Genomic DNA, 2,695 nt, shown 5'->3' with positions numbered 1-2,695 from the left:
GTCATGGCCGGCGGCAGCGGCACCCGGCTGTGGCCGCTGTCGCGCGCCCAGCATCCGAAGCAGTTTCTCGTGCTACAGGGCAACCGCAGCCTGTTTCAACAGGCGGTGTCGCGGCTTGCCGCGCTTGGCGCCGACGATATCGCCGTCGCGCCGCCGTGCATCGTAGGCAACGAGGAACACCGCTTCCTCGTGCTCGACCAGCTTCGCGAAGTCTCGCGCGAGGGCTGCAGCGTCCTGCTCGAGCCGATCGGAAACATCCCCCGCCGAGGCGGAAACCGCTACTACAGCCCGGCTGGGACTATGCGCCCGACCTGACCGCCGGCGCCGACTGGGCGCAGGCGCCAGGAGCCCTGGCGACACGGCGCCCCGATCCAGCTGCGGCACGCCCAGGGCCCGGCTTCCGAGCGGCGCGACGAGATAAGGCCGACCTGACGAAACTCCTGCCGTGCGGCCAGCGCGCGATTGTAGACGAAGCGGCCGGTGAAGCTCGACGGCGGCTTTGCGCCCTTGATCTGGTCGATGCCGGCGGTGACGAGGCCGTAGATCGTCCCGAGGCTGCCGATGGCCGGGACGGGTCCGAGTGCGGCGAAGAGCGCATCGGCCACCGTCCGGATCCCTTGCTGGATGAGCGCCTTGTCGGCCGTGGCCAGTAGGTCCCTGGCTTCGTCGACGAGCTGCCGCTGCAGATCGAGGTCGACGTAGGCGAGCTCGCGGAAGTCGCTGCGCGCGGCGACGTATGCCGTTCTCGCGTGAGCATAGTCGGCCTGAAGCGTCGGGCAGTCCGGCTCGTGGGTCTCGAGCGAATAGTCCCACGCCGTGCCTTCGTCCGCGGTGGCCAGGCGGATGGTCAGCGATGTGGCGCCGTCTGGGATCTGCAGCCTTCCATTGAAGCCGCCGGAGGCCCAACCGGAGTCGTAGACCACGCCGAGGTTGGTCGAGAGCACCATGCGGTCGGGGATCGAGTACATCTGGTAGCCGAAGGCTATGGTGCCGCCGTTCCCCTCGAGCGGCAGGATTTCGAGGCTTCCCTCGTAGCCGCCGCTTCTCGATGTCTGAACCATTTTCACCACCCCCGTCGTTTAACCCCGGCGGCATGGTAATTGCGAGGCTCGGAGCGCGCATCATCAGTATTGATGATGCGCGGCGCACCGAGGTTCTCGACATCTTCTCCGTCGGCACCGGCGCGCCGCAGCGCCCCCTTTTTCAGCAGGGCAAAGTCTGCCGCCAGTCGCCGCGCGAGCCCAAACTGATTGTTCCGGCGAACCGACCCCGCCGGCCTCCCGTGGCTGCGAAACCCGGCTGCATCTCCTCCCCGCGGAATACCAGCGAGGAAGAGCCCGATCATGCTTCACGCGAAAGCTCCCTTCGAGAATGCGGTCTCCGCGGACGACCCCTTCACGGCCGCCGGCTATCTTGCCGCCTCCAACCTCCCGGTCTCGCCCGATCGGCCGCTCGAGGTCGGCAAGGTGCACGACCGCGTGCGGCCTGGCGACGATCGCGACCGGCTACCAGGACTTCTATTCCTCGATGGCGATGATCCGGGATGGCGTCCGCGACCTGGCGCACGACGATCCGATGAAGATCCGCATGATCTTCGCCGTCGATACCGGCATCGCCCGCGGATTCCTCGGCCGTGGACGCAAGATCAGCGAGCAGGTCAGCGACTACTACCGCCAGCGCGAAGGCCTCATCATCGAGGACCTCGCCGACCTCGCGGCCGTCGAGACCCGAAAGTGGATCGAGAACGGCAACATCGACATCCCGCCGCGAGCTCAGGGCCAGCGACGCGGAGCTCATGCACGCCAAGATCGTCGTCGGCCCGAGCTCCACCGTCGCCGGCAGCGCCAACTTCTCCCGCGCCGGACAGCGGCGCAACGTCGAATGGGTCGAGGCCTTCGATTCCGGAGCTCCCGCCGAGGCGCGCCGCCGCTTCGTCGAGACGATCTGGAAGCTCGGCGTCGACTGGAACGCCGAGGCGCTCGAAGCCCTCGACCAGCTGCTCCGTCCGGTGCCGGCGGCCGATGCCATCGCCGGGATCATCGACGACCATTGCTCCTTCAAGCCCTTCGTCGTCGAGGTGCTCGAAGGCTCCGGCATCCGTCTCGCCCCCTTCCAGATCGATCTCGTCGTCGAATCGGCACGGATCTCCTACGAGCACGGCTACGTCGTGGTCGTCGCCCCGCCAGGCTCGGGAAAGACAGAGATCGGCAAGGCGCTCGCGATCGTCCTCCAGCGCATCTACAAGGGCTGTATGCAGAGCGACCGCTTCCGCCGGACCCCGCGCACCAGCGTGCAGGTCGTCGCCCCGGCACGAGTGGTGAAGAACTGGTCGAGAGACGCGACCCATCTTTCGGTTCTCTCCAACACCAGGCACGTCGAGTTCGAGCGCTTCAGCGACTATTGCGCGGTCATCGTCGACGAGAGCCACAGCGTCGCCTCCGACTGTCAATCGGCATGGGATGGGGACCCCTGATCGGCGTCCAATCGGGACCCCGCCTGGGTGCGAGGAGCGGGGTCCGTCCCGGCGGAGCGGTGCGGATGGCGGAGACGGGCCGGGTCCCGCTCCGGTGGGGCGAGGAGATGTCAGGCGCGGTTCTTGAAGCGCCAGCTCTCGTTGCCGGTCTCGACGATATCGCAGTGATGGGTGAGGCGGTCGAGGAGCGCGGTGGTCATCTTGGGATCGCCGAAGACGGCA

The 2,695-nt window shown here is 67.4% G+C and carries 5 protein-coding genes; 2 read left to right on the top strand and 3 right to left on the bottom strand.

What is annotated here, in order from left to right; genetic code table 11:
• The coding region (locus tag Q0112_RS11775; protein ID WP_297975565.1) for a sugar phosphate nucleotidyltransferase at positions 1-315 on the top strand (315 nt) is incomplete at its 5' end.
• Here Q0112_RS11775 and Q0112_RS11770 read toward each other — a convergent pair.
• A complete protein-coding gene (locus Q0112_RS11770; RefSeq protein WP_297975564.1) occupies positions 282-1,061 on the bottom strand; it encodes a hypothetical protein in 780 nt (259 codons plus the stop codon). The two genes, Q0112_RS11775 and Q0112_RS11770, sit on opposite strands and share 34 nt — an antisense overlap.
• 2 nt (positions 1,062-1,063) lie before the next feature.
• Positions 1,064-1,345 carry a hypothetical protein gene (locus Q0112_RS11765; protein WP_297975562.1) on the bottom strand — a complete coding sequence of 94 codons (282 nt, stop codon included), beginning with the start codon at positions 1,343-1,345 and terminating at the stop codon, positions 1,064-1,066.
• Between the two features lie 450 nt (positions 1,346-1,795).
• Here Q0112_RS11765 and Q0112_RS11760 point away from each other — a divergent pair, with 450 nt between their 5' ends.
• Entirely contained in the window at positions 1,796-2,473 is a 678-nt protein-coding gene (locus tag Q0112_RS11760; protein WP_297975560.1) for a hypothetical protein, read from the top strand.
• Between the two features lie 110 nt (positions 2,474-2,583).
• On the opposite strand, the gene Q0112_RS11755 is transcribed toward Q0112_RS11760, so the two are convergent.
• A partial coding sequence (locus tag Q0112_RS11755; RefSeq protein ID WP_297975567.1) for an ATP-binding protein occupies positions 2,584-2,695 on the bottom strand: 112 nt, incomplete at its 5' end.

This window comes from uncultured Amaricoccus sp., from assembly GCF_937858865.1.
GTDB lineage: Bacteria > Pseudomonadota > Alphaproteobacteria > Rhodobacterales > Rhodobacteraceae > Amaricoccus.
The sequence above is the reverse complement of the archived record's forward strand: the minus strand, read 5'-3'. Positions and strand labels throughout refer to the sequence as shown.